Genomic DNA, 19,312 nt, shown 5'->3' with positions numbered 1-19,312 from the left:
CCTGCAAAGAGAGGTGTAGCTATGAGATATTTATCATATTTACTAGAGGGTAGTGGCAAGGTATTTGATTTTAATGCTCTATACAATCCAAATGCACAGGATAATATCAAGCAATCTTGGAATTGTGTGGGGGAGAGTATAACAAAGGCAATGTATGCAAAAAAAGATAGAGAAAATAGACAATCAACAAGAGCCCAAAGAAAAAAGTCATAAAGTACTTCAAGCGAGAGCTTCATTTGAAGGTCCTATTCCCCCGCCTCAAATATTGAGCGGTTACAAAGATATAGACTCTTCATTCCCCGATAGGATTCTAAAGATGGCAGAGGAGGATTTACACACGAGACATAATATGAATTATTTGGGTTGGTTTGGGACTTATTCATTATCTCTTATTCTTGTTGGTGGGGGAATCTACCTTGTAGCTAATGACAAACAAATATATGGACTTATCATACTTGCTGCAAGTGCTATATTTCCTATATTGCAATTATTTTTTAAAAAGCAAAGTAAAAAGGATTGATTACTCCTTTGCTAATTCTCTTTTAAAAATCTCTAAGGCTTGTTTTTGTAATGCCTTTGTCTTGCTTTTAGCTATAAGGCTAAATTCTTTTGTCTTAAGATAATAAAGCGAGGTAGCTCTTGGGGTTTTGGTATTTTTATATGAATAAATCGTGGCTTTGTGAGTTTCAAATCCATTGTTTTGGTTAGGATTCTTGATTGCCATAAAGCCACTATTGCGTTTTTGCTCTGCCTTACTTGTGCCTTTCCTTGCCCCTAAGAATGCTCCTTTGAAAAATACTTCCTTGCCTTTAGCTACTTTTACCCTAACCCCTGTTTTATTTTGGAATCGTTTAAAATTATTGATAGAGAGCTTAGTTTTAGAAGTAAGAATACTTGCTTCTAGCTTGTTTTTATTGGCTTTGGATATTTTAGTAAGATTGCGTATTTTTTTATGAGGCAAGTCGTAGTCTTGTTTAATTAATTCTCTTTGCGCTTTAGCACATCGAGTAATAGTGCGATTAAGTGCATTTCTTGTGAATGTATGAATATCTTTTTGCCATTGCTTCATTGAAAAACCCTAAATCTTTGGCATCTCTGCAAATTTCTTAGCGATTTGGCAGTATTGCATAAATTCACTGACATTCATTGATTTAATATCACTTAAGCTAAAGTGCAAGGCATAGCCTATTAAAGCTATGCCCTCTCTTAGTCCCTTTCATCAATACCTATAAAGCCACTTACTTCATTGCTTAAGCGATTAAATTCCTTTACAGGAAGAGAATCTAAAAATTCATTGTTAATCTCCCCATCGCTCATATCAATGAGTAGGGCTTTAGCTAGGGCAATTTCATCATCTTTTGCTTTACTTCTTGCACTTTGAATCTGCAGAAGTGTAGGCTCTTTTAAAAGGACTTCTTGCCCATCTCTAAAAGTGAAAGTTCTTATCTCTTTATCAAAAGATTTTAACATTTTTGCTCCTTATGTGATATTTTTGCGGATAGAGGCAAATTGGTCAATGCCATTTATCATATATATAGAATTTTCCACATCATAGACAATGAGAGGGACCTTATTTACTTGATAGCTAAAGGTATAAACAGCCATTTCAAAGCTAAACTCTACTTCTTTAATCATCTCATATTGTGGCAATTCACCGACTTTAACGACACCACCCATTGTGGCTATGATTTGTGTGTCTTTTTGGGTAATGCCCACAGAAGTCATATTCTTTTTGACATACACGACTTTAGGGATAAGCGTAGAAAGAGGGGCTAAAAGCACTGCATTCACATCAGTGAGTGTGATTTTGGCAGTGAGAGGCTTAAGGCTTGGCAATACTTTCTCATATTTACCTATACTTGCAGTCGCTTCTATCGTATCATAATCAAGTTTAGGTGGCTCAAAAGATTTTAAGATTCCTAAAGCTCCGATACCATCAATGAAAACATTGCCTCCTGTGAAGGCTTGGGGTGTGAATTGCATTTTATAACTCCTTAATTAGCTCTTGGCTGTATTTGGTTACGCGATAGATTTTATTAACTACTCGTGAGATTAAAGGCATTTCTTGGACTTCTTGTTTGATATAAATTTCACCATTAGCGATTGCCTCATTGGTGTTTAATTCCTCTGGCAAAGAAATTTCATAACCTACAATGACATTATTGGCAATAAGCTTTCTATAAAAGCTATTGAGGTCATCTTGGAGTTGCTTTACCATATCTGCTACTTGTTTATCAATCGCTTCTTTTTGTGAGGCAAAGAGTGTTTCAATGATTGTGTCAAAAATCATAATAGAATGCAGGGATTCTATCCCTAATGCAGAATCTCGTGTATGTCTCCCCCACGCCCTAATGCCATTATCTACAAATATAGCTGTAATGCCCATATCTCTTAGTCTATCTGCCTCGCAATCCTCTCCTTGAATATACTCTATGGTATCTACTACACTGATAATGCCTTCAATTACACGATTAGAATATGTCTTGGCAAATCCAAAGTCTTCACTTGAGATAATTTTTGCGTATAATGCAATAATAAATGCAGAAGCTGGGCGGACGACTTTATCAATGCGTTGGACTTTTTGAAAGGTAATAATGGCTCTATGGGTTTGGATAGATTCTAAAGATTGTTTGATTGCTACCTCATCGGTGGCATTGAGCTCAATAGCATAATAAGCGCGTAATGACGAAGCGATGCTTTTGAGCTTTTCATAAATGCCTAAATCATTATATTCAACGCAAAGAATGAATTTTGGCTTAATACTTAGCTCTTGCTCGGCGTTTTTAAGCGCAGTGATAGCATTGAGGGCTTTGTTGATATTTTCTTGCGTAATGTCTTCACTCTCTCCTAGAGTTTTGCTAAAGACTGAAAGTATGATTTGCCCCTCTGCATTTGAGGCTTGTAAATCTTGCAGGGTATTTTTGATGCTTCCTCCCCCTACTGCTTGTAGTGCTTCCTCTACGCCTCCATAATAATATAATCCACTTTGCAAGGTGCTATCATCACCCACGATAGCAATAGGATAAGAGCTTTGAATACTATAACTTGCAGGTGAAGCGTTGTGTAGCTCAACATTGATTCCATATTTACTAGGCATAAATTACTCCTTGCTAAAAATTTATAAAGATTGTAGTGTGTATAAGACGCAAACACATAAAAGCTTCACTCACCTATACAAAAGCTTAAATCTCTTTGTATCATTTCATCATAGATAAGAATGTTTTTAAGGTCTTTTTGCACATCGCCTGTGTAAGTTGGTTTTGGTGGTGGTGTGATAGCGCATTTTGTAGGAATGAATACTTCTTGTGTGGTAAGCGTAGTAGCACAAGAAGAGAATAAAAAAGGCAGGGCACAAATGCCTAGTGATATTTTATAATTCATTTTTCTATTCCATACCAAATTCTTATATCCTTTTTAATAGCTTCGAGTTGGCTTTGAGCAGAGCTATCTTGAAGGGGTTGGCTTTGATATTTGGTGTGTATTTGTTCTCTGGTGGAATCTCGTTGTTTAAGATAACTTTGTGTCTCTAGTTTAAGGGCATTAATTGCTTCATTTTGCCTTTGCAAAGATTGAAGTAGGATTAGATTTTCATATTCTTTTTTGGCTAATTGGGCTTTGGTATGGGTGTAACCATAGAGCATAAAAAGAAATAATCCTGCACAAGAAGCAATCGCAGTGTATTTGAGGGTAGATAAAAAGGGCATCAGTTTTGAATCTCTTTCACATCTAAGCAATCAATATTTTCAATGCCAATTTTCTTAACCAAGTCAAAAAATTCTTTACACGCTACAATAGATGAGCTAATTGTGCCTGTGCTATCATTTTTACTTTTGCCAAGCAAGATACAGCCCTCTGTATCTTGTGGGTAATTACCTACATGGATTAAGATTCTACGATTTCTAAAAGTAGGCAATACATTATCACAAGTTACCCAAATAGCAGTATTGCGTCCATCTTTCATTTTATATTCAGGGTGGTTTTTTGCAAGTGAAGCATTCTTACCACTACCTGTCCATTCTAGCTTATATTCTCTAGCTACAATACGCTTATCTTGCTTTGGTGTGTCAGTAGATTCACCGATATTCTCACAAGTAAAGCAACTCCATATCTCTTTTAAAGTGCCATTCTCTTGCACTTCATTCACACTAAACTTACCCAGTGTGGAATCCTCAATTTTTGCTACATTAGGTTTCTTAACATCTTTGTGTTCGCTTAGTCGTTGAAGTATTATTTTGTATTTCATTTGGTAATCCTATTTTATTTGGCATTAAATTTATTCTCTAGCCATTTGATAGCAAGGCGACTTATGGTATCACTCCCCAAGAATCCAGCTCCACCTCCTAGCATTACGCTTAAAGAGTTAGGCAGTCCAAAATAAAGGGCGATTTCATAAAAAAGAAATGTTAAAAACATTGAGCCAATCGTAGCAATAATAAGGCGTCTAAAAAACTTTGCTTTGTCATTTTTATCCTCTGCATCATAGAGTTTCAAGGCAGTTAAAAATCCCATAATCAACGACATTATCACTACCCATATATACTCAAAGTCAAATTTCATAACTCACCCCTTTTGCTTAAAAAGCATTAAAAATATAAGAGAGGCTACAATGCCATTAATTGAAACAATGCAGGTAATAAAAGTTGAAATCTTTACATTTAAAAAGCTTTGGTGGGTGAGTGCATTGAGGAGACATTCAAAGCTTTGTTCTACCATACAAGGAGAAGCTTCTTCCCAAAAAACTAATGTCTCAAAGTATAAAAATAGACATAGCAATATACTTACGACAAATGCAAGGGCAATGCACCCAATGAGTATAAAATAAGTGGTTTTCTCTGTAAATCTTGATTCAATATTCATTGATTATTCCTTTGATTGTATATTTTCATAGTAATCCCAGCTCACTTCTTGTATCGCCTCTACATTCTGCAAATTCTCTACATAGTTTTTAAGCACACCACATCTAAGAATGATGTCATTTTTGTGCTCAAGCCAGTCAGTATAAACTTGCTTTAATTGGGCTTTAGTATGAGGCAAGGGAGCTTTTAGCCCCCCTTCTTTTGCGCAGCGAAAGGGCATATCTTTATTCATAGCTACTGCACCCATTAGGTTCATTTGGTCTTCTAAACTTCCATCATAGATATGCTCCTCTCCTAATGCAGAGCTTTTGAGTGTTTTAAGTTTTGAGGCACAAAGTGCATTAAGCTCTTTGATTTTTTGCTCTTTGGCTAGGTTTAATTGTGATTGTGCGATTTCTTGCAACCTATGAGGTAAAATATCCTCTACAAAAGGGGATTGTAGGTTTTCTCCCTCTACATAGGCTTTGCCATTGTCTTCACCTAAATAATCAAAGTTTCCTTGCACTTGGGTAATATGACTGACTAAGATGCTATAAATCTTTTTCATTAAAACTCCTTTTAGCATTGTTTTTGTAAAGTTTGTGTGGCAAAGTTAATGTTTCCATCTAGGTATGCCCCACAGCTATATATGCAATCATTGCATAAAGCTACGAGATTGGCTTCGCTACCAAAAAAATACAGATGATAATCTTTAAGGTTTGCAGGGGTATAGCAAGGCACAAATTCTCTTGTGTTAGCAGCAGTGCCTATACCTAGACTCCCATCAGTATTAAATCCAAAAGCTAAGATTGTTTTTGAATTTTTAAGCACTACATAAGCCCTTGTATTTGCATTGTCGCTAAAACAGAGACTTTCTACATTTTCTAGCGCAATACTTGCCATTTGGTTTGTTCCACTTCTACTATCTCCAAAGCCAAAGCCTCCATAACCCCAGCTCCAAAGAGTGCAATCTTCATCGAGTGCAAAGCAAGTGCCATTGATACTTGAAGCAAATACTGCCTTAATATTCCCTAAGTCATCACCATTTTGTTTTAAGATTCGTAAAAAAACACTTGAATTACTTGTATTGCTTTGTGAGAGTTGGCATTGCGCGTTATATCCAGCCCCACGAATGCTTTTGTCTTCTAAGGTAATGAGAGAAGTAGCGGCATTAGTGCCAACGCTTGTGGAGAGAGATGTTACTTTAGCATTAAATGTTGTTTTTGCAGGAATTGATACATTATTTGTGTGGTTTAGCCCTAAATTACCACTGCCATTATAACCCCAGCTCCATAGATTACCATCTCTATCAATAGCTAGAGCATAACCAATAGTGCCATTACTTGCAAAGGAAATATCAATAATATCTCTTAAGTATGGACTCTGTGTGAAAGTAGAGGTGTTAATGGTATTGCCTATGGCTAGTTCTCCACAAGCGTTACTTCCAGCTCCATAGATTTTACCATCTTCGCTTAAAATAAGTGTGGTTTGCTTACCTGTGGTTTGGCTAAAGCCACTTAGGATTTTAACAGGTCTAAATCCTAGCTCTATTTTGATGGGTATTGGGATATTATTTGTATTACCACTCCCTGCACAGCCACTTGTATTTACACCCCAAGCGTAAATGAAATTACCCTCTTTAGGCAAGGCATAAAATACATTAAATCCGCCAAAGACTTCGATAAACTCTATATCTTGAGGTAAGCAAACGCGTGTGAAAGTTGTGCTATGAGAGCGGGAAGCTCCGCTTGTGATATTGCTCAAAGAATGCCCACGCATTAAAATATCACCATAATGCACAATATCCCCTGTATTATCCAATAAGACTTCTTGCACCATAAGAGAGCGATAAAGATGCACTTGCTTTAAGAGTCGGTAGGATTTTTTGTAAATATCTTGATTTTGAGTAATGCTAAGTAACTCATTTTTAATATTTTTGCCTAGCTCTGCTAAAGCATTGGCTTGTATGTTTAATGTGTCTTCGTTATTATTATTTAATTCCCTTACGTCTAAATGGAGTTGATTTAATTTATCATAAAGTAAAGTGATAGAATCTTGAGATTGTGTATTTGGCATAAACACTCCTTTAGTTAAAAAACTTTAAGGGGATTATATGTTTTATAAGACGCAAGGATTAATTTTTATATTTACCCCCCCCCCCCCCCCGCAATAAATACCCTCTAAGAGGAGATTATGATTAACCTCCACAGAATTTGTGCGCCCATAGATAGCAGAGCAGCGAGAAGCATTAAAATTAAATGCTGCTGCGTTGCTCCAATCAACTGTTTGTGGCGTGCCACCCGAGTTATGACCACCTTCTTTAGCAAATGCCCCACTTGTCCAGCCATAATCGTGAAAAGTCTCGGCAATGCGATATACTCCTCCTGTGATATTTGGTAAGCCCTCTCTCTCAAATGCTCCTACAAGGGAGGGATTGTTTGTTCCTTTTGTATAAAATCCTCCTTTAGGTAATTTGAAATATCCACTTGGGCAATTATCTTGGACATTTGCATTTGTGCCTACAAGATAATGATAAACGATGGGATATTTCCAAATAGGAAGGATAGCTCCTAATGGTTTATAGCCTTTGGGCAAGGCATTTCTAACAAACAAGCGATACTCTCCAATCTTGTCTATTTCCCTTAAAGATTCCTTTTGTGCAACAAGGAGATATTGCACTCTAGCTTGTATAGAATCCACTATTGTATGTGCGTAGCTTAAAAAATCTTTTTTCTCTTGGATAAGCGGCGTGATTTGCTCTACTAAAGCGGGAATATCTACTTTAGGAGGCTTGAGTGAAGCTTTGAGGACATTAAATTCATCACGACTCACATAATCGCTACTGACAAATACGACTTCATTTATCTCGCCTTTGATAGGGAGTTTAATTGTCATTAGACCACCTACACCTTCTACTAAAATCACTTGTGGTGTGGGGAGTGAGGCAATGACTTGATTATTCATATCAAGCAAGAGTATGCCATACATATATTTATCAGTATTGATAGAAATGAGATTGATTTCATAAGTAAGAATGGAATGCTCATCAAAATATCCTATATCAATACTTGCGGTATGAAAAATAAACTCCCTTACCTCATCAAAGTTCAAATCCTCTCTTAAAAGCATCTCTTCTAATGAGTTATCTTTGGGCATCTCTTTACCTACTAAAGCATAGGTCTGCACCTGCTCTCTTAATTGTGAATTCAATATATGAATGCCTGTGTTTGTTGGTATCCCTCTAATCATATCTACTCCTTTAAAAAGATATTTTAAATCTTATTCTTTTTAAGCTATGCTTTTTTATTGCTAAAGCGTTAATTTCCATAAAGCAATGGGTTCTATAAAAGTTATTGCTTGAGTATTTCGATAAAGGCGCGTAGTTTTGTTGAAACTTACACCAAAATTTGCAAGTGTGGCTATGTGTGTAGGGATTTGCGCTTGTGGAAAATTAATAGTAATAGATGTAAAGCTATCACGCAATGGTTTATATTTCTCAATAAGTCTTTGAGCTTTTTTTAAATCAATGATATTGGTCGTTGTGGGTTCAATTTGTATTTCAAAACTAAAGGGTTCTAAGTTTTCTTTAGTAGCGTGTGTTTGGATATTAATCTCACCAAAAATGCCAAATACCGCTTCTTTAATGCCATTATAAGTGCCAAGTTTGCTTTTTTTTAAAATAGGCTTTTGGCAAAGCTCAATTTTTATAGAATCTTCGCTCTCATCTTTAATATCTATATCAAAAGTATTTGCAATGTGTTGCAAGTTGCTTGTGTTTTGTTCAGGGTTATAAAAATAGTGTGAAGGGAGTTTAAAATGATTATCTATTACATCAATAAAGAGAGATTCTAAGATAGGAAGTTCTTTTGTATAGGCAGTCATTATGTTTTCTCTATATGAATAGTGCGTAATTGGTAAATAGAATCCTCTTTGATAGATTCAAAGGATTCTACTTGTGCGTTGAGGACATTTGGAGACACAAAACAAAGCGATATGACTTTATTGAGTGCTACTTCTTGCCCAATCTCAATAGAGTTAAAGAATGTTTGTATCTTATCTATAATGCTTTGAGTAATCAAAGAATAGTCAGCTTCTTTACTCAAGGTAAGTCTTATATTTAAGTCAATAATCGTAGGTTCTAATTTTTCTATAACCACTTTATCAGTTAAGGGGATATTACCTTGAAGATTATCTCTTATAAGAGATTCTGAAGCTTCATTGTCCCCATAATATACGATTTTCACTACCCCTTTACTTGGGCTAAAGGCTTTTACTTTACCTACACCTTCCACTAAGGCATAATGCGTGTAGCTTTCCTTGCTTCCTGCTGTGCTAAAAGAGGCGAGTGCATTTAAAAATCGCTTTTTTAAAGCTTCATCATCTTCGCCCTTTTCATACATAATAAATTCACTCATCATACTTATATCAGTTATGAGTGGATTATTGATTTCTAAGATAGTAGTTTCCCACTCTCCTTGTGTATCGCTTTGTGCAAGTATTTCATTTTCACTCTCTGCGCTTAATTCATAATCTGCAATGGCATAAGCAATCACACCCTCTTTGCTTACAAACTTAGAGCCTTTACTTATAAAAGTGTCTTGTTTGCAAATAATCTTTATTTTTGCTATGGGATTGCTGCCATTAAATCGCTTTAATCCTAAGAGCTTAACAAGCTCATCTAAAAAATCTCCACTTGCGTATTCAAGATAGTTGTTAGCGATAATAAAGTTTATTTCATCAATCTTTAATCCTAATCTGTAGAGAATACAAGAGATAAGAATATTGTAATCATCACTGATTAAAGGCTCATAATCAATGTCTTTTTGAACTTTAAGCTTAGAGCTAAAGTCTTGTATTATAGCTTCTCTCTCTTTTTCAAAATCAAGAGGTTTAAGGAATGTAGGCATTTTCATAGCATAACCTTTAGCTTAGTTCAATACTAAGATTCTCTTCTTGTGTGTGAATATGAAGAGTAAGGATAGAATCTTTAAATGTGAGAGTCATATCATTTGGCTTAACTCTTGGCTCATAGAGGTTTAATTGCTCTAATATCTCATCTTTAAGTTCTAGCATTAACTCTTGGCTTAAGGGTTTATCAATATAACAATCACTTAAACCAAAATATGGGCAAAGAGGCAGAGTGTATTTGCGGGTGGTTAAGATTCTATTGAGATTTTGTTCGATACTGATTTGATACATTTTTTAGGCTTTATAACTTGGTGTAAAATACATTATTTCAAGCTCTATACTTACACTTAAAGCTTCACTTGTGGCATTTTGGATTTTTTCTACATTAATGCCTGTAATGTTTTTAACCCCCTTAAATGTTTCTAAAACGCTAAGGCTTAACTCTAAGAGTGTATCACCCTGTGCTTTGCTTTGAGTAATAATATTAACTTCTAAGCCTAAGTTATGTTTCCAATTCCCACTTGTAGGGCTAGAGATTTCTGTATTGTTTTGTTTAATCACAATAAAAGGAGCGTTATTTATGTCATAAATAATGATGTCATCAAGGAGGATTTGTGCTTGTGGTATCCTCTCTTGCAAACACATTTTAAGATTCTCACAAATCTCATTTCTAACAAGCATAAGTATTCTCCTCTTTTAGAAATAATCTTTTCATTACTCGACTTTCTATTTCGATTTGATAGATTCTGTATGATTTATTGCGATACTCTATGATAGTGCCTACTTGTAAGTCTGTGTTTTCACTAAGAAGAGTAAGTAGGCTTAACTCTGTGGCACAGGTAACATCATAAATTATCTTTGTGCTTGCATTGCTTAGAGCCTTCCTTTCTCTTTGCAGGGCATAAAAACGCTCGGGCAAGATTTGGGCTATATCTTGTGCAAACTTTTCAAACGCACCACCTTGATTCAAGGCTTATTCCTTTGAATCTAAAGATTGCATTGCTTTACTTATTTTTTCTCTCAATGTCTCATCTTTGGTATTATCTTTGAATGGTATGCCTAGCTCTTTTGCCTTTGCTTCTAGCTCAATTCTCTCTTGTGATTTTTCTTTAGAATCTCCTTGTATATCCACAGGAGCTATGACTTTGCTTGTTACTAAGCGTTTGATATAGCCCTCATCTGTGCCATTTGGAAACTCTATGATAGCCCCTCTTTGATGATGGGATTTATTAATCAATGTATCATATAAAACTTTGTATTTCATTACTCACTCCTTATGATTTTGCAATAACAAAAGCATTTGCTCTCTTAAGTTCCATTCCCACATCATAGAATCCTGTAAAAATCAAATCTCCCTCATCATCTTTTAGTGCTTGAACTTGTAATCCACCCCAAGTGCCTACAAGCACATTGCTATAATCACCAAAAATAGCGTGATTATCTTTGATGAGATTATTCATAAAGTATTGATACCCTGCCACATAGGTTGCTCTTTCATTGAGGAGATATTTTTCACTGCTTTCATCGTAGTGTGTGGATTGGAGGTGAATCATTCCTTTAGAGTTAGTAGCAAAGTGTGTATTGGCAATAGAGAGATTAATGCCTGTAAGTTTGCCTCCAAATTCAAGGGTTTTCTTATAATTTGTATCGCTAAAGTATCCTGCAATGCTTTGCACTCCTGTGGTATTAAAAATCCCATTAATAGGGCAATCATCACTTTTTTCTCCATAGAGTAAATCTTCTTCTAAGCGCAATTTAATAGCTCTTTTAATTTCTCTAATGATATAGGCTTCCAAAGCAAAAGGTGTCATTCCTAACATTTGTCTTGTGATAAGCACTTTTGCCTTAAGGGTATGAGGTGAAAGAGTGATAAAATCAGCTCCAAGCTTTGAGGTGGTTGTTTTCTCCCCTTCATTAACCCAATACGCTTTGATATTGCTGTTATCTCTAGGGATTCTTTGTGTGCCAACTAACCCTGTGAGCTTATCACAAAGGCTAAGAATATTAGATTCTGCAAAGACTTGCTCAATGAATTTATCACTTCTGTAATACTCGGGAATGAATCCAGCCGAAGTGCTATCAATGCTTTTATTTTGCTCACTCTCAAAGCGGGAGTAGTAATCGTTTGGAATCTCTAGCCCATTTGTGCCTTGCTTAAACTCAATTTCTCCTACGCGCTCACCTTTTGCTACGCTTAGTGCATAATTAGCTAAAGAGAAATGGACATTATCCCTAGGGGATTGAGTGATTTTGTTTTCACTAAAGGTATTGTTTGCAATGAGGCTTTGGCTAAATTCCTTATAGCTCATTTGTGTTTCAATGGCTTTTAATGCTTTATCACTCGCATTTGCAATTTTGCCTAACTCAATGATTTGTTTTACCTCATCTTGACGCGCACTTAGTTGTTCTACTTGTGTTTTAAGCTCTTCATTCATTTTTACTCCTTGTGTTAGATAAGATTGAGATTCTTTAGAATCTGTATTTGATAAAGCTCTTTCATTGTATTGTGGCATTGTTGCCTCCTTTGTTTGATTTTGTTTGCTTAGGCAAAACTCGGATATAACTGCATTAGGGTCAGCTCCTTGCCATACTGCGCTAAGTTCTATTATTTCTCCACTTTGAATATGATAGTGTGGAAGATTGTCTATCTTCTCTTTCTCTACTATTTCACATTCCCCAAAACCTACACTTACACTATTGCTTAAGCCTTTTTGATACTTTAAGAATGCGTTATGAGATTCTTCTATATCTGGGTAAAATTGCACTTTAACCTTGAGATTACCCTCTGTATCTCTTTTAAATTCTATAATCTTGCCTATTGCATTTTCAAAGCTCACGCTATGGTCAAGATAGAATGTTTTTGCATTAAAATCTATGCTATCTGTATTGATACTGATATAGAAATCACCAAAAAATCCACTGCGTTTAATGAGTGCATTATGACTAAGTGCAGTGAAGCTAATCGTCCAGTCGTTCTCTTTAATAATGCTATCTTCAAATTGTAAGCTTAAAGGTTTTATATCTTTAAACATCGCATTCCTTTTTGTTTTTAAGTATTGTAGATTTTTTAAGACGCAAGGATTATTTGCCTTTTTTGCGTTTGGCTAAGATTTCATAGACTTCATTTTCTTTAATAAGCTCTTGAATATGAGAATCTAATTCTTTGCCCTTTTCTCTTAGGATTTCACTTAGTGTTTTTTGTCCGCTTTCTATGGCAATTTTATTTGCATTGGTTTCTTTGTATGGGTCGATATACTCCCAACCTTGAGGCTTAAAAGTGTAGCCATTGATGATTGTATGATAATCTTTGAGTTCAATATTGCCTCTTTTAATTTCATTTTTTACCCACGCTTCGAAGACTTTATTATGCAAATTGCGAATGATGAAGTTTTGCAATCCTCTAAATTGCCTCCTTTGCTCACTGCTCCCGTGTCGAATAGAGCTATAATTCACTTCATTTAAATCTCCTGTTAAAGTGCTATAGCTAATCCCCAAAGCCTTTGCGATTTCTTTATCGGTTTGCTTAATGAAAAACTCAATATTGGTTGCATTGTGTGATTCTGTAAAGTAGGGTTTGATGTCATCATTAATATAAGTCATTTTGCCTACCTCTGCTATTTGGGTAATTTCTTGATTATTTTGCTCTTCTTCCTCTCCATTATCAAAACTTGGAATAACTTCTTTTTCATTGGGGATAAAAAATCCTGTAATTTCACTTTGCAATCTTGCTCTTTTAAGCTCGGCACTCTTAAATTTATCTTTTTGAAAATTAGGATAAATCACGCAGGAGAGAGAGCTTACTCCTCTAGTTTGTGAGGTTGATAGACGCTTAAAAAAATGCAATATGTGAGAGCTAGGGATTCTTTGCACCTTTGCATCACTATCAGTGATAAAATATGCTATTGGCAGTCCTTGCTTATCAAAAGCAATGCCCTTATGAATATTTTGCGTAGGGTTGTCTATGCTCTCATCAATATTGTCGGGGTCAATCACCTTGAGGCTTAAGCCCTCTTTTGTTTCATTGATATAAATAAAACATTCCCCATCTCTTTTGAAATAGAGCAAACTCAAAGATTCTATATCCCAAAAATCAAGGCTAGAGTAGGGTATGTTTTCCCTCCATTCCCACCACTTATTTTCTATATCTGCATTAAGTTTGCAATCGTGCGTGTGTAAATCCAAGATAATGCCATTATCCCCAAAAATCTCTTTATCAAGCGTATCAAAATATCCATTGATGAGCGGGGAGCTTGTGGCGATATTTCTTGCTTGGTAGCGAATAGCTCTAATATTGCTATCAGGTGGGGCATTATGGATAAGAGATAGAATCTCACTTTTTTCTAGCTCACTAGGATAGAGGCTAGGCGAGGCATAGAATTTCTTTGGTATTTTACCCTTTTGTTTTTTAAAGAAAAAATCAAATATGCCCATTTTTATCCCCCAAAAACATATTTTATGCCACTTGGTGATTTTTTGAGCATAGATTGTTTAATCTTGCTTAGCTCATCAATGAGTTCTAGGGGTGATTTCTTTTTGATTTTTATACCATCTATTTCATATTCACTGATTTCAAAGCCATTTTTGAGATTACTTAAAACCTCATTGATAGCTTCATCGATAATTTGTATTTTTGCTTCTTTAGTCAATATAATCCTTTAAATAGCTTAAAGTGATTATAGATTTTTTAAGACGCAAACAAAGGGAAGTGAGTAAGGTGTGTGAGGGTGTCAAGTGATATTAAAGTAAGTGTAGCTTTTTTGCGTTGCCTTACAACAAGGCTAGGTAAGAGGTAGAGTAAGATTGCCCCGCTACCCTAGCGATAACGAGGCTCTTATCTTAGCTACACTTGACTATTATGAGACATAATAGTATAATGAGAGCTAAGATTTTCTGTGAAATCTTACTCATCTGTAACCTCCTTTACAAAAAGTAGGTTACTACTAGGAGGCTGCAACCTCCTAGTGCAACCTCAGCTATATTCTATCTAAAATCTCTTTAATTCTTTCTATATTGCTCGAATAATCTACTATAATTTTAATTCCTCACAAAATCTAAGCTATCTAGTTTCATTATCTTAGCTCCTGCGAGACATAGCACAAATAAATCTAATCCCTCATTGCGTTCTCTTATTTTCTCCCAACGATAAGTGCTATATCCGCTAGGCGTTTTTGTTTTTACAAGTTTTTCAGCAGTGAGCTGTTGGAAATATTCTAAAGAGTAGCTTTGGGCAAAATGACAATACCCCGCTCCCACCTCATCAACCCTAAGAAGCTTAAATACTTCACTCTTGCCTGCATAAGTGCCAATGCTAAAAAGCCTTACGCCACTTGCTACTTTTTTGCTAGGTGTGATAAAGTCCTTTTTTTGCCCACTCTCACTTGCTCCTTTAGAAGCAAAAAATCGTGCATCAAGTTTGACAAAGCTATATACCCTCTCTTTGTTGAATCCACTATCAATAAGTGCAATAGAGCTTCTTAGTTTTCTGCCACTTTTGGTATAAAATACCTCTTTTAATTCCTTATACGCCCTTCCCCAAACCTCGCTTTGTTTTGTGTCTCCATAAATAACGCTATGTTTTATCCCCCAATTTTCATAGCCTAGCCCAAAGCCTTTAAACTCAATTTCTATTCTATCGCCTTGTATATCCACACCACTCGTGATAAAGATAATATCATCACTTAGCGTTGTAGGTGTGTAATCTTCTCTCCTAGCATAAAGCTCATTTTCTTGGAATTTCACACTAGGAGGCTCAAACGATTCAGTTTTTATTGTATTGACAAAGACTTGAAACTTTGCAATATTATCTTTAGAATCCAAAAAATCCTTGACTATATCTTTGAGTGTAAAAAAGGGAGAGTATAGGGCATTAAGATAGAATCCTACTTTAAGATTTTCTCCTTTTATCTCTTTTGTAGCCCTCCACTCTCCCGCACTTACAGCTTTGTTTTTCTCTACTTCACTCCATAAGCTCCCACATTCTATGCAGGAGTAAGCTACAGATTCTAAGTTATGTTCTCCTTTCTCGCTTTGCTCCCATTTGATATTTTCAAAACTTAATACTTGAAAATATCCACATTCTGGGCAAGGCACAAAATATTTACGCTTATCACTTAGCTCATATTCAGATTCTATAAGACTATGTCCTTTAATTGTTGGGGTTGATACTTTTATAATCTTTCTATCATAATAGGTATTTGTTCGTTTTTGTGCTAAATCAATGCTGTGCCCTTCTTTGGTGTTTTCACATCTATCCACCTCATCAACGATAAGCACTTTAATAGGCTTACTCGAGAGCTTAGAGGGAGAGTTGCTCCCTACTAGAGCAAGATTCCCACCTTTGAAATTTTTAATCAAAATTGTATTATTTGCTTCTCTATCAAAAATAAGCTCCTTTAATTCTTTGGTATCTCTAAACATAGGAGCTAAACGCCTTTTGCTATAATCTTCTGCCATATCTTCTGTGGGGAGTAAAAACAATATCGTGCTTGGGTCTTGGTGGATATAATAACCTATGGCATTATTAAGAATCTCGCTTTTACCTAGTTGTGCTCCCCACATTAAAACCACCTCTCTTATATTCGGCTCACTGATACACTTCATAGGTTCAATTTGATAGCTTAGCGCGTTAAATTTACCAAAGATTGCACTAGATTCTTGGCTCAATACTCTGTATTTCTCACTCCATTCATAGAGATTGAGTTTAGGCTTAAGAAAGATTGATTGTGCAAATACTTCTTTTAATGTCATTTGTTTGCTTCTTGCAAGGTTTGTAATTCTTTATCTGTTGTGATTTTTGCTTCAACTTCAAGAGATTTTTGCATATAAATATTGGGGTCTTTTAACTCTAAAAGAATAAGCTCAATTTGAGATTGTAGTTCATCAATGACTTTTTGGCTAAGTTTATGTTTGCGTTTAATGATATGAGGTAGGGCATAGAGTTTGTTACTCACAATAATTGCAATATCTTCCAACTCTTTTGCCACACTCTCTAAAGGAATAAGCTGTCCCATTTTTTCTTTATAGCTTAGTTCTTTGAGTTTTGCCTCTGCAAGCTCTCTTCGGATTCTAACCTTACCTATATCGCTATTTTGTGCCTCTAAGTCAATCTTGTAAATTGTATAGCTTTGGATATTTTTACTTGCGTCCCATTGGTTTTTATCGACTTTGCTAAGAATCCCTGCTTTTTCAAGATTATAAATGTGCCTCTCGCTTAGGCTCAAAAGTTCGCCAAGTTGCAGAGTTGATACAATCATTTAGCTACTTTTACCTTTTGACTAAAATCTGCGTGAGGAGAGCCTGTAAATGGACATACACACTCTCCTGTAACTACTCCGCTTAAATCACTCACACTTTCTCCAAGCGATATAGAATCTGCTTGTATTGTAGCATTTTTACATTTGATAATAAGCTCTTTTAAACTGCTCACTTCTAAAATTCCATTTTCATAGGTTATGCTTGTGCCATCTGCATAGGTAATCCTCTCTTGATTGTTCTCGTTTGGGATTTTATAAGGAGGTAAGATAGAGCCAATCACAAATCCACTGCGTTCAAATTTAAAAAATATCACAACTTCGTTTATTTGTGGAGGAGTAAAATGTGTTTTAAAAGCATTGCTTGTTTGTAAATAAGGCACAAAATCACTCTTTGTATGACTATATTGCACTTTGACTTTAGCTTTATCCACCGCGATAACCTTAGCAAGATATATTTTTGCCTCTCCATACATTCATAAATCCTTTTTTGGTATAAGTTACTCTGTTTTGTATTATTACAAGCTCCTCACTTGACATTACCTCATCAAGATATAAAACTTTGTATCAATGACTTTATTTTATACTTCCTATTTGGGCAACTGCACTGCCTTTTGTTTCTACCACTGCATTTTGTATGAAATGTTCTATAAAAGCCTCACTCAATGCGTTGATAAAATCCTCATTTTCTTTACTTTTTTGAAAACCCTTTTGTTGCATTTTGTTCATTACTTCACTTGCCAATTTTGTAGAATCTAACACCTAAAGCTCCATATATGAAATGTCTTAACCTTTGAGTTCATATACAATCTTAGCTTTTTTAAGATACGAGAGTTTTTTTGATATTTTGAATGTTTTTTGCCTTAAAAACCCTTATAAAATGCCTATAATCAGTGTTTTTAAAATTGTTGTTTGAGATTTAAATTATAGATTCTATATGAATATGAAATGACTATTTTTTCTTTAAAAATCTCCAAAAACCGCAGTCGGCAACCGCGAGGGGAGGATTTGTGAAGTAAGGACCCAATAATTTAGAGAAATAAGATAAAAGCATAAACAAGATAGACATATAGATAAAATAGAAGCATAAATAAGATAAACATATAAACAAGATAAAAGCATAAGAAGAGAATATGTTGATTTTAAATCAATGCATTAGCTTAAAACTTATAATAAAGACAAGATAAGAATCTTTGAAGGTTCTCCAATGATTGAGTTCATATTGCAAGCTAAATATTGTCTTAAACCTTATGAGATTCTATAAGGAGAGTAAGAGGATAGAATCTACAATTAAGAGAGCAGGTAAGCACAACTTACTTTCTTAAAAAACTACTTTTACTTTTTTATGTGGCTTTAGTTGTATGCCTTACGCTTAGGCTTATGGAGCGTGTGGCATTGATGTGTATTTGTCGGAAACATAAGCTCATTGCAAAAGTGATATTTGTCGGAAAGTGTTTTTACTTTTCTTACAAATTAATCGGAATTTTAACTTTGGATTCTTAGAAAATCTAGGGGGATTATATAGAGCAGATTAATCGGAAATTCAGTTTGATTATACGAGGGTCGTTGGGCTTAAAAATGTGATTTTGCAATAGTTGATTTTTGCGAGGGTGGCTTAATACGCTCTAATCACACCTCTAAGAATCCCTACTATTACAAGAGATTCTAAGTCTGTGCCTTTGACTTCAAAGCTTGGGTATTCTTTGTTGCTTGAGATAAAAGATATTGATTTGTTTTGTGGGTTTTTTTGAATCTGCTTGACATACAAGTCGCCTTGATAGTTAGCAATGACTATATCGCCATTTTTAGCCTCACTGCTTCGCTCTATGAGTGCAAAATCGCCATTTTGGATATATGGGTGCATAGAATCCCCTTGCACTTGTATCATATCAAGCTTTTTATGAGGCATTTTGATAGCACTTAAGAGATTGGTATCTATTTCTATGCTCTCTTCATTTTCGTTGATAATGCCATATCCAGCGGAAGCTTTAATATTGGGGTAGTAGGTGATTTTTTGGGTTTTTACATCGTTCTTGTATTTTTTACTTCTTTTTTCTAATAGTGTCAATATAAGCTTTTCGTGATAGTCTCGCACATCAGCTTCGCCTGTTTCTATACGAGATATTTGTCTTATATTAATACCTATCTCTTTACTCAATGTATCTTGAGTCATTCCTAATTTTTCTCTAATTTCTCTAAATTCTACACCTGTCATAAGTAACCTTTCTGCATTTTGTCTTAATTATATCTTATTTTTGTCATATTTTTTATGCCTAACCTTAAGCTTTAAATTAAGACTATTGTCTTATAATAAAGCCA

The 19,312-nt window shown here is 35.2% G+C and carries 28 protein-coding genes; 2 read left to right on the top strand and 26 right to left on the bottom strand.

Annotated features, from left to right (window positions below; genetic code table 11):
• Positions 1 to 21: 21 nt before the first annotated feature.
• Both V3I05_RS07945 and V3I05_RS07940 read left to right on the top strand, forming a co-directional pair.
• Positions 22 to 213: a hypothetical protein gene (locus V3I05_RS07945; RefSeq protein WP_343353258.1), complete on the top strand. Its 192-nt coding sequence runs from the start codon at positions 22 to 24 to the stop codon at positions 211 to 213.
• Complete coding sequence (locus V3I05_RS07940) at positions 155 to 520, top strand: hypothetical protein (protein ID WP_343353257.1); 366 nt, start codon at positions 155 to 157, stop codon at positions 518 to 520. The genes V3I05_RS07945 and V3I05_RS07940 overlap by 59 nt, the downstream gene beginning before the upstream one ends.
• On the opposite strand, the gene V3I05_RS07935 is transcribed toward V3I05_RS07940, so the two are convergent.
• From V3I05_RS07935 to V3I05_RS07810, 26 genes are all read right to left on the bottom strand, one after another.
• Positions 521 to 1,069 (bottom strand): hypothetical protein, encoded by a 549-nt coding sequence (locus tag V3I05_RS07935; RefSeq protein ID WP_343353255.1) that lies wholly within the window; start codon positions 1,067 to 1,069, stop codon positions 521 to 523.
• Positions 1,070 to 1,206: 137 nt separating this feature from the next.
• Positions 1,207 to 1,470, bottom strand: coding sequence for a phage tail assembly protein (locus V3I05_RS07930; protein WP_343353254.1), 264 nt, complete (start codon positions 1,468 to 1,470; stop codon positions 1,207 to 1,209).
• A 9-nt stretch (positions 1,471 to 1,479) separates the two neighbouring features.
• A complete protein-coding gene (locus tag V3I05_RS07925) occupies positions 1,480 to 1,983 on the bottom strand; it encodes a phage major tail tube protein (protein ID WP_334085944.1) in 504 nt (167 codons plus the stop codon).
• 1 nt (position 1,984) lies between these two features.
• Positions 1,985 to 3,097: a phage tail protein gene (locus tag V3I05_RS07920; protein ID WP_343353252.1), complete on the bottom strand. Its 1,113-nt coding sequence runs from the start codon at positions 3,095 to 3,097 to the stop codon at positions 1,985 to 1,987.
• Positions 3,098 to 3,162: 65 nt separating this feature from the next.
• The gene (locus V3I05_RS07915; RefSeq protein ID WP_300446143.1) at positions 3,163 to 3,381 is read right to left on the bottom strand and encodes a hypothetical protein; all 219 of its coding nucleotides are present in this window, start codon (positions 3,379 to 3,381) and stop codon (positions 3,163 to 3,165) included.
• Positions 3,378 to 3,704, bottom strand: coding sequence for a hypothetical protein (locus V3I05_RS07910; RefSeq protein ID WP_300446141.1), 327 nt, complete (start codon positions 3,702 to 3,704; stop codon positions 3,378 to 3,380). The genes V3I05_RS07915 and V3I05_RS07910 overlap by 4 nt, the downstream gene beginning before the upstream one ends.
• Entirely contained in the window at positions 3,704 to 4,243 is a 540-nt protein-coding gene (locus V3I05_RS07905) for a DUF5675 family protein (protein WP_343353251.1), read from the bottom strand. The genes V3I05_RS07910 and V3I05_RS07905 overlap by 1 nt, the downstream gene beginning before the upstream one ends.
• Positions 4,244 to 4,257: 14 nt before the next feature.
• A complete protein-coding gene (locus V3I05_RS07900; protein ID WP_300446137.1) occupies positions 4,258 to 4,557 on the bottom strand; it encodes a phage holin family protein in 300 nt (99 codons plus the stop codon).
• 3 nt (positions 4,558 to 4,560) lie between these two features.
• Positions 4,561 to 4,857, bottom strand: coding sequence for a hypothetical protein (locus tag V3I05_RS07895; protein ID WP_300449553.1), 297 nt, complete (start codon positions 4,855 to 4,857; stop codon positions 4,561 to 4,563).
• 3 nt (positions 4,858 to 4,860) lie between these two features.
• Positions 4,861 to 5,403, bottom strand: coding sequence for a hypothetical protein (locus V3I05_RS07890; RefSeq protein WP_343353247.1), 543 nt, complete (start codon positions 5,401 to 5,403; stop codon positions 4,861 to 4,863).
• Positions 5,404 to 5,414: 11 nt separating this feature from the next.
• Positions 5,415 to 6,911, bottom strand: a complete 1,497-nt coding sequence (locus tag V3I05_RS07885) for a hypothetical protein (RefSeq protein ID WP_343353246.1) — start codon at positions 6,909 to 6,911, stop codon at positions 5,415 to 5,417.
• Positions 6,912 to 6,953: 42 nt separating this feature from the next.
• On the bottom strand, positions 6,954 to 8,084 hold the full coding sequence (locus V3I05_RS07880) for a hypothetical protein (RefSeq protein WP_343353245.1): 1,131 nt from the start codon (positions 8,082 to 8,084) through the stop codon (positions 6,954 to 6,956).
• Positions 8,085 to 8,144: 60 nt separating this feature from the next.
• Positions 8,145 to 8,717 (bottom strand): phage tail protein, encoded by a 573-nt coding sequence (locus V3I05_RS07875; RefSeq protein ID WP_300859926.1) that lies wholly within the window; start codon positions 8,715 to 8,717, stop codon positions 8,145 to 8,147.
• On the bottom strand, positions 8,717 to 9,748 hold the full coding sequence (locus V3I05_RS07870; protein ID WP_343353244.1) for a baseplate J/gp47 family protein: 1,032 nt from the start codon (positions 9,746 to 9,748) through the stop codon (positions 8,717 to 8,719). Before V3I05_RS07870 ends, V3I05_RS07875 begins: the two co-directional genes overlap by 1 nt.
• A gap of 10 nt (positions 9,749 to 9,758) precedes the next feature.
• Positions 9,759 to 10,034 (bottom strand): GPW/gp25 family protein, encoded by a 276-nt coding sequence (locus V3I05_RS07865; RefSeq protein WP_300450432.1) that lies wholly within the window; start codon positions 10,032 to 10,034, stop codon positions 9,759 to 9,761.
• Positions 10,035 to 10,037: 3 nt separating this feature from the next.
• Positions 10,038 to 10,424, bottom strand: a complete 387-nt coding sequence (locus V3I05_RS07860) for a hypothetical protein (protein WP_343353242.1) — start codon at positions 10,422 to 10,424, stop codon at positions 10,038 to 10,040.
• Entirely contained in the window at positions 10,414 to 10,713 is a 300-nt protein-coding gene (locus V3I05_RS07855) for a hypothetical protein (protein WP_300450428.1), read from the bottom strand. The genes V3I05_RS07860 and V3I05_RS07855 overlap by 11 nt, the downstream gene beginning before the upstream one ends.
• A 3-nt stretch (positions 10,714 to 10,716) precedes the next feature.
• Entirely contained in the window at positions 10,717 to 11,007 is a 291-nt protein-coding gene (locus tag V3I05_RS07850; protein WP_343353240.1) for a hypothetical protein, read from the bottom strand.
• A gap of 10 nt (positions 11,008 to 11,017) precedes the next feature.
• On the bottom strand, positions 11,018 to 12,775 hold the full coding sequence (locus tag V3I05_RS07845) for a phage major capsid protein (RefSeq protein WP_300450422.1): 1,758 nt from the start codon (positions 12,773 to 12,775) through the stop codon (positions 11,018 to 11,020).
• 49 nt (positions 12,776 to 12,824) lie between these two features.
• Positions 12,825 to 14,174, bottom strand: coding sequence for a phage portal protein (locus tag V3I05_RS07840; RefSeq protein WP_300450419.1), 1,350 nt, complete (start codon positions 14,172 to 14,174; stop codon positions 12,825 to 12,827).
• A 2-nt stretch (positions 14,175 to 14,176) separates the two neighbouring features.
• Positions 14,177 to 14,389 carry a hypothetical protein gene (locus tag V3I05_RS07835; RefSeq protein WP_300450416.1) on the bottom strand — a complete coding sequence of 71 codons (213 nt, stop codon included), beginning with the start codon at positions 14,387 to 14,389 and terminating at the stop codon, positions 14,177 to 14,179.
• 388 nt (positions 14,390 to 14,777) lie between these two features.
• On the bottom strand, positions 14,778 to 16,490 hold the full coding sequence (locus tag V3I05_RS07830) for a phage terminase large subunit family protein (protein ID WP_300450413.1): 1,713 nt from the start codon (positions 16,488 to 16,490) through the stop codon (positions 14,778 to 14,780).
• Complete coding sequence (locus V3I05_RS07825) at positions 16,487 to 16,996, bottom strand: hypothetical protein (protein ID WP_300450410.1); 510 nt, start codon at positions 16,994 to 16,996, stop codon at positions 16,487 to 16,489. The genes V3I05_RS07830 and V3I05_RS07825 overlap by 4 nt, the downstream gene beginning before the upstream one ends.
• Positions 16,993 to 17,469, bottom strand: a complete 477-nt coding sequence (locus tag V3I05_RS07820; RefSeq protein ID WP_300450408.1) for a hypothetical protein — start codon at positions 17,467 to 17,469, stop codon at positions 16,993 to 16,995. The genes V3I05_RS07825 and V3I05_RS07820 overlap by 4 nt, the downstream gene beginning before the upstream one ends.
• Positions 17,470 to 17,569: 100 nt before the next feature.
• Positions 17,570 to 17,755 carry a hypothetical protein gene (locus tag V3I05_RS07815; protein WP_300450405.1) on the bottom strand — a complete coding sequence of 62 codons (186 nt, stop codon included), beginning with the start codon at positions 17,753 to 17,755 and terminating at the stop codon, positions 17,570 to 17,572.
• Between the two features lie 853 nt (positions 17,756 to 18,608).
• Entirely contained in the window at positions 18,609 to 19,208 is a 600-nt protein-coding gene (locus V3I05_RS07810) for a S24 family peptidase (RefSeq protein WP_343353237.1), read from the bottom strand.
• Positions 19,209 to 19,312: the final 104 nt, after the last annotated feature.

Origin of the sequence: Helicobacter mastomyrinus (assembly GCF_039555295.1) — a bacterium.
Lineage (GTDB): Bacteria > Campylobacterota > Campylobacteria > Campylobacterales > Helicobacteraceae > Helicobacter_C > Helicobacter_C mastomyrinus.
The sequence above is the reverse complement of the archived record's forward strand: the minus strand, read 5'-3'. Positions and strand labels throughout refer to the sequence as shown.

Bases quoted from the DNA above. Each gene is read 5' to 3' on its own strand.
- V3I05_RS07945 (WP_343353258.1), top strand. From the start codon at position 22: ATGAGATATTTATCATATTTACTAGAGGGTAGTGGCAAGGTATTTGAT.
- V3I05_RS07940 (WP_343353257.1), top strand. From the start codon at position 155: ATGCAAAAAAAGATAGAGAAAATAGACAATCAACAAGAGCCCAAAGAA.
- V3I05_RS07935 (WP_343353255.1), bottom strand. From the start codon at position 1,069: ATGAAGCAATGGCAAAAAGATATTCATACATTCACAAGAAATGCACTT.
- V3I05_RS07930 (WP_343353254.1), bottom strand. From the start codon at position 1,470: ATGTTAAAATCTTTTGATAAAGAGATAAGAACTTTCACTTTTAGAGAT.
- V3I05_RS07925 (WP_334085944.1), bottom strand. From the start codon at position 1,983: ATGCAATTCACACCCCAAGCCTTCACAGGAGGCAATGTTTTCATTGAT.
- V3I05_RS07920 (WP_343353252.1), bottom strand. From the start codon at position 3,097: ATGCCTAGTAAATATGGAATCAATGTTGAGCTACACAACGCTTCACCT.
- V3I05_RS07915 (WP_300446143.1), bottom strand. From the start codon at position 3,381: ATGAATTATAAAATATCACTAGGCATTTGTGCCCTGCCTTTTTTATTC.
- V3I05_RS07910 (WP_300446141.1), bottom strand. From the start codon at position 3,704: ATGCCCTTTTTATCTACCCTCAAATACACTGCGATTGCTTCTTGTGCA.
- V3I05_RS07905 (WP_343353251.1), bottom strand. From the start codon at position 4,243: ATGAAATACAAAATAATACTTCAACGACTAAGCGAACACAAAGATGTT.
- V3I05_RS07900 (WP_300446137.1), bottom strand. From the start codon at position 4,557: ATGAAATTTGACTTTGAGTATATATGGGTAGTGATAATGTCGTTGATT.
- V3I05_RS07895 (WP_300449553.1), bottom strand. From the start codon at position 4,857: ATGAATATTGAATCAAGATTTACAGAGAAAACCACTTATTTTATACTC.
- V3I05_RS07890 (WP_343353247.1), bottom strand. From the start codon at position 5,403: ATGAAAAAGATTTATAGCATCTTAGTCAGTCATATTACCCAAGTGCAA.
- V3I05_RS07885 (WP_343353246.1), bottom strand. From the start codon at position 6,911: ATGCCAAATACACAATCTCAAGATTCTATCACTTTACTTTATGATAAA.
- V3I05_RS07880 (WP_343353245.1), bottom strand. From the start codon at position 8,084: ATGATTAGAGGGATACCAACAAACACAGGCATTCATATATTGAATTCA.
- V3I05_RS07875 (WP_300859926.1), bottom strand. From the start codon at position 8,717: ATGACTGCCTATACAAAAGAACTTCCTATCTTAGAATCTCTCTTTATT.
- V3I05_RS07870 (WP_343353244.1), bottom strand. From the start codon at position 9,748: ATGAAAATGCCTACATTCCTTAAACCTCTTGATTTTGAAAAAGAGAGA.
- V3I05_RS07865 (WP_300450432.1), bottom strand. From the start codon at position 10,034: ATGTATCAAATCAGTATCGAACAAAATCTCAATAGAATCTTAACCACC.
- V3I05_RS07860 (WP_343353242.1), bottom strand. From the start codon at position 10,424: ATGCTTGTTAGAAATGAGATTTGTGAGAATCTTAAAATGTGTTTGCAA.
- V3I05_RS07850 (WP_343353240.1), bottom strand. From the start codon at position 11,007: ATGAAATACAAAGTTTTATATGATACATTGATTAATAAATCCCATCAT.
- V3I05_RS07845 (WP_300450422.1), bottom strand. From the start codon at position 12,775: ATGTTTAAAGATATAAAACCTTTAAGCTTACAATTTGAAGATAGCATT.
- V3I05_RS07840 (WP_300450419.1), bottom strand. From the start codon at position 14,174: ATGGGCATATTTGATTTTTTCTTTAAAAAACAAAAGGGTAAAATACCA.
- V3I05_RS07830 (WP_300450413.1), bottom strand. From the start codon at position 16,490: ATGACATTAAAAGAAGTATTTGCACAATCAATCTTTCTTAAGCCTAAA.
- V3I05_RS07825 (WP_300450410.1), bottom strand. From the start codon at position 16,996: ATGATTGTATCAACTCTGCAACTTGGCGAACTTTTGAGCCTAAGCGAG.
- V3I05_RS07820 (WP_300450408.1), bottom strand. From the start codon at position 17,469: ATGTATGGAGAGGCAAAAATATATCTTGCTAAGGTTATCGCGGTGGAT.
- V3I05_RS07810 (WP_343353237.1), bottom strand. From the start codon at position 19,208: ATGACAGGTGTAGAATTTAGAGAAATTAGAGAAAAATTAGGAATGACT.